Genomic DNA, 4740 nt, shown 5'->3' with positions numbered 1-4740 from the left:
AATGACTTGGTATCATCCCGTAATTAAGCGCTTCTTTGCACTCGCGGGACATAGTCCGGCTCCGGACATAGTTCCGGTTCGTCTGCTCCAATGGCCTGATGGCAGGCGAAACCTTTAGCGAGGTGAAGGTTCGCCATTCCGGCAATGCCGTGGGCGAAGTCATCGAAGGCGCGTATCGCGTTCTGGAAGATGCCCCGCAGATTGCCGAGCGCGTGAAGGAGTTTCGGGCGATCACCTTGCAGGACGAGGAACGCGCGATCCTGGCCGAAGCCGCGCACAGCCTGCGCTTTCCGGCTTCGCACGAGGACGGCGGAAAGGCCGCGCCCGTATCGGCCGAGAGCTTCATGCGCCCGCGCCGCACCGCCGACCGCGCAACCGATCTTTGGACCGCGTTCAACGTGGTGCAGGAAAACACGATCAAGGGCGGCATGACCGGCTATGTTCGCGATGAGAAGGGCTACATGCGCCGCCGCAGCGTGCGCGAGGTGGCCGGGATCGACCAGAACCGCAACCTGAACCGCGCCCTCTGGATGCTGACGGAACGCATGGCCGAGTTGAAAGCCGCCTGACCCCTGCCCCGTTCACAGCCAAAGGCCCGCCGCGAGGCGGGCCTTTTCCTATCCACGGCGGATGTGTGCCGACCGGTTTTGATTGAGACACGGCAATGCTCACATAGGCCCCCCTAGTGAGTGGGGCCGGTTGTGTTAGGTCCCGGTTGTTCAGCGGGGGGTCCGTGTGTAGGTCTCGTCCTGTTGCCGAAGTGTCGCCCATGGCGGTCATGCGGATGTTCTGGAGCATCCCGGTGGACAGTGATGATCGGCCGCTGGTAGTGCCGTCCCCGGATGTTCATCGGGCGACGCGCCTTCAACGTCTAAGTTGATCTTGGTATGGGGAAATGATCATGAAACTACTCGCCAGCACATCGGCGGCTTTCTTGCTGTCCTGCTCCTTGTCCCATGCTCAAGAGGCGGCTTCGGCGAGCCAGAGCAGGGACGCTGGTGAGGAATGCCAGGTGCTGGGCCATATGGCGAAGTCGATCATGAGAGCGCGGCAACACAATTTTTCCCTGTTGTCGGTCATGAAGGTCACCCGAGACCTGCCCGACCCAAAGTTGGCGGAACTCACTCGTGAAATCGTCATCGAAGCTTATGAGCGGCCTTACGTCCCTGCTGAAGCGGAAAAGATCGCCGCGGACTACCAGAAGGAAGTCCAGACGGCATGTGACACTCGGCCGGAGCCAAGCTGACCACCGCCTGACCCCCCTGCCCTATTCCGTGCCGAAGGCCCGCCGCATGGCGAGCGTTTTCTCATGCACAGGAGTTGTGCGCCACATTTGCCGATGTGTTGGAACAGATCCCAGCCCCAGCCCTTATTCGCCTGTAATGAGTAGGGCATGTTGTGCTCTGTTTGTTCGGCTGCGGGAGGTCCTTCGGAACTGACCGCAGCCGAACCGGCGCTGCCCGCGCCGGGGCCGCAACGCGGCGTTTTCTATCGGTTTCCCACAAGGCTCCATCGACCTTCGCCGTTTGATAGGCCGTTCGATTACGCCATGACCGGCCGTGCGGCCTTGGAAAACCGGGAGACTTGTGGCTCCTCAGGCGGCCACAAGCTCCATCGACAGCGCACCGTCCGGCAACGGACGTTGCAGCTCCTGGACGACGCCCCACGGTTCATGCAGCCATGCGTCCCATTCATCGGGTTCCGTCAGGATCACCGGCATCGCCTTCGGATGCACCTTCGCCACTTCCGCGTTCGGTTCGGTGGTCAGGAAGGCATAAAGATCATCGGTGGTTTCCCCGTCCTTCAGCTTTCGGATCGAGGTCCATTGCAGCACATGCAGGCCCGCGAAAAAGGCCGGTCGATCATCGGCGGGCGTGAACCATGCCTTTCCATCATGAACCGGCTCCGAGAATGCCGTCAGCGGCACGAGGCAGCGGAACCGCGGATTGAGCCACCGGCGCCAATGCGGCGATCCCGTGTTGCGGATGTTGGTCACGCCCTTGTCGATGCCGTTCTTCGAATGGAATTGTTCAGGGCTTGGCAGGCCCCATCGCGCCATCACCAGTTCAAGCCCCTGCCCTTCCCCGTCTGCATGGCGCAGGACGGGTGCAAGATCGTTTGGGTAGATCCTTCCCTGTGCAGGCAGGTTGCCTAGCCGATCCTCCACGGCAAATCCTCGGAAGATCTCGCGCAGCGCGTCTTGCGCCCGCGTGTGCCGGTAAAGATTGCACATGGCTGTTTCCGCCCCTTCCACGGCGGGCCGGTCCTTCGCACGCGGCCACGCCTCTTTCGGTTTCGGGGTGGAAGCGCGAGAGGGTGCAGCCGGTTCCGGCTGTGCCACCGGATGCGAAGCCGGTTCTGGCACGACCGCCGCGCCTGTGGCGCGGCGGCCCGTCTCGGCCGTCAGCGCCTTGAGGTAGGCATCCAGAACGCGATCCGTGGCCGAGGTGGCCCAAAGGGCCGCCGCCTGGTCCAGATGCTCACCCTTGAATACATCGAGCCTTGGACCGTCCCACATCTTGGCAAGGATGCTCACAAGAGCTTCCTCGCGATCTTCCGGGTGGCAGGCATGGGCGGCGTAAACGAGGGCTTTGGCCGCCGCGATACGGCTTGCAGGTAAGTGCGTCATGGTCACCGCCTCCCCTATCAGCGTTTCGTTTGCCCGTCTTTTTCAAAGAACAGGGCCAAGGCCCGCTCCGCGAGTGTGCGATTGAACATCATCGGGTTCATGATGCCAGCAGGGTCCAAGCTGGACTTGGCGACATTCCATTCATCCCGCGAGATTATCTTGTTGGTGGCGAACCGATCCTTTGTCGCGGCATAGGGAGTGGCTGTCGGCAGCTTTCCGTCATTCCTCAGTGTCTGCCTGAGGTCGTCGAACGCCCGCTTGAAAATCATCCGAACGGCTTGTTGCGGGCCGATCTGTGCCGCCAAGCTGTCATAGGTTTGGCTTTGGCCCGTTTGAGGAAACGCCAGTCGGATCTTGAGGCTAATCGTATCTCCCGCGACCTGTTCGGGCACATCCGCGTTGGCAGAGGGTTTAGGCGGTGAGGAAGCTTCACTAAGCTTTGCAGCACTTTCGGACTTTAAGGTCTGAGTGGGCTTTCCGGACTTTGTGGTCTTTTCGGTATCTGCTGGCAGGCTCTTCTGTTCCGTTACGAGCGGTTCAGCAGGCGCTTCGGGCACATCGATCCTCGGTTCAGCAACCGCAACATTCTCGACCGGTGGCGATGTGTCTGGCTTCGCGGGCACCGCATCGGGAACCATTTCAGCCCCCTCCGATGCCGATGGGTCGAGGCCGACTTTGCGTTTGATGGCACGTTCACGGCGGTGCTGGTTGAAGATGGCCTTATGGTCGACTTTTGGAAGTTGAAATGCCATTATGCGGACTCCGCGACATGCCGTTCAGGGAAGATGACGTCGAGTATGTCGCTTGAGATCCTGGACGCTTCCCGCACGGCGACTTCGATATGACCGGCCAGGATGCGCTTGTTTGGATCGGCGGCAAGCTCGCGATGGTAGAGGTGCAACATGCCAAGCGACATGATGTCTGCAAAAGCGTTGCGCTGCGGAAGACGTGCGGAAAGTTGCGGCATCTCCTTCAGCATCTCCAAGCTTTCCTTTTCTGCGGCCGACTGACGGCCCGTAGGCACGCGCGTCAACAGGAAGGCGGCCGGAACATCCTTTTCATTGGCTTCCATGAAGTTGAGCAGGAATTGAAATGTTGATATTGCACCGTCAATATCCATCGCCGTGAGAGACGTAGGAATAAGGACAAGATCAGCGTTTGCGATAATTGCCGTATTCAATTCCGAATCGCCGCCACGCATATCGACAAGAGCTATATCGCAGCCATTTTGTTCGGCCTTTTCCATGTTCGGGATGAATACATCGAGTTCGGAGCCATCGTAAATCTGGCAGCTTTCATCCCAAGTTCCAATCGCCCGCGCATTGGTCTGCCATGTCGAAAGTGGGTCATTCTGGTCGGCTTCAAAAAGAGCGACCTTCTTCCCAGCCTGCACCAGCCCAGATACGGACGACATGAGGGACGTGGATTTACCCGCCCCACCTTTGAATGAGGTAAACGCTACCAGCTTCATGTCACTCTCTCCTTAGCCACGAATATTGCGTGTTCCTAAAAGTCCATATGGGCCCCTTGGTCCAACGGGTCCTAAAGGTCCAAACAGCCATAGTGTGCCTTTAGTGCCTGAAAGATGCAACAGGCCATTCGGCCCGGTTAGTCTGGAAAGCCCCATCAGGCCGAGCATACCTGAAGGACCAATTGTCCTTCTCGGACTATTCGTACCAAACGGTCCAGTCGTTCCCCGCAGTCTTTTCGGCCTTATTGTGCCACAAAGTCCACTCAGTCCTGTTGTTCCAGATCGTGCCTGTTTGCCGCTTGGACAGGCTTTCGGTCCAATCAGTCCAATTGTTCCGCTCCCTATGGTTTTTCGAATGAAGGAAGCGCGCAGCGCAGCCTCACAGGGCCGTCAGGAGGTTGCCTAAGCCTCTCCCCACCTGAAGGTGGCTGGAGGGCTCTCACAGCCCCTCTCTGTCGCTCTCAGCACATACCCGGAGGGTTCGAGTCGCCCTACGTGGCGACCCTCAAGCGGAGCTTCCTCCATCAGTGAGTTTCATCCTAGGGGGTGGGTTTAAGTGAGAGGCAGGATATATGCAAAGGTAGAACCTTGCATGAGTATCCAAATCTGACCATGGTTTCACCATGCCCAGATTGACCCC

General features: G+C 59.1%; 4 protein-coding genes and 1 pseudogene. 2 read left to right on the top strand and 3 right to left on the bottom strand.

The genetic code is table 11. From position 1 onward, the window contains the following. Positions 1-83: 83 nt before the first annotated feature. Together ACSHZY_RS18515 and ACSHZY_RS18510 are read left to right on the top strand one after the other, a co-directional pair. Positions 84-569: pseudogene (locus ACSHZY_RS18515) on the top strand (DUF932 domain-containing protein); the annotation flags it as partial. Positions 570-901: 332 nt separating this feature from the next. Next, positions 902-1246 carry a hypothetical protein gene (locus tag ACSHZY_RS18510; RefSeq protein WP_435171666.1) on the top strand — a complete coding sequence of 115 codons (345 nt, stop codon included), beginning with the start codon at positions 902-904 and terminating at the stop codon, positions 1244-1246. Positions 1247-1594: 348 nt separating this feature from the next. Here the strand turns inward: ACSHZY_RS18510 and ACSHZY_RS18505 are convergent, their stop codons facing one another. From ACSHZY_RS18505 to ACSHZY_RS18495, 3 genes are read right to left on the bottom strand one after another with little or no spacing between them, the layout of a single operon-like run. Then, positions 1595-2629: an SOS response-associated peptidase family protein gene (locus ACSHZY_RS18505; RefSeq protein ID WP_435171665.1), complete on the bottom strand. Its 1035-nt coding sequence runs from the start codon at positions 2627-2629 to the stop codon at positions 1595-1597. A gap of 17 nt (positions 2630-2646) precedes the next feature. Further along, a complete protein-coding gene (locus tag ACSHZY_RS18500; RefSeq protein ID WP_435171663.1) occupies positions 2647-3381 on the bottom strand; it encodes a VirC2 family conjugal transfer protein in 735 nt (244 codons plus the stop codon). Then, positions 3381-4100: an AAA family ATPase gene (locus tag ACSHZY_RS18495; RefSeq protein WP_035714704.1), complete on the bottom strand. Its 720-nt coding sequence runs from the start codon at positions 4098-4100 to the stop codon at positions 3381-3383. The genes ACSHZY_RS18500 and ACSHZY_RS18495 overlap by 1 nt, the downstream gene beginning before the upstream one ends. Positions 4101-4740 lie beyond the last annotated feature (640 nt).

It is taken from the genome of Falsirhodobacter sp. 1013, from assembly GCF_051195255.1.
Lineage (GTDB): Bacteria > Pseudomonadota > Alphaproteobacteria > Rhodobacterales > Rhodobacteraceae > Falsirhodobacter.
Note: the sequence above shows the minus strand (reverse complement) of the source record. Positions and strands in the feature narration are given on the sequence as shown.

Excerpts from the sequence above, each read along its gene's own strand:
- ACSHZY_RS18510 (WP_435171666.1), top strand. The coding sequence starts at position 902 with ATGAAACTACTCGCCAGCACATCGGCGGCTTTCTTGCTGTCCTGCTCC.
- ACSHZY_RS18505 (WP_435171665.1), bottom strand. The coding sequence starts at position 2,629 with ATGACGCACTTACCTGCAAGCCGTATCGCGGCGGCCAAAGCCCTCGTT.
- ACSHZY_RS18500 (WP_435171663.1), bottom strand. The coding sequence starts at position 3,381 with ATGGCATTTCAACTTCCAAAAGTCGACCATAAGGCCATCTTCAACCAG.
- ACSHZY_RS18495 (WP_035714704.1), bottom strand. The coding sequence starts at position 4,100 with ATGAAGCTGGTAGCGTTTACCTCATTCAAAGGTGGGGCGGGTAAATCC.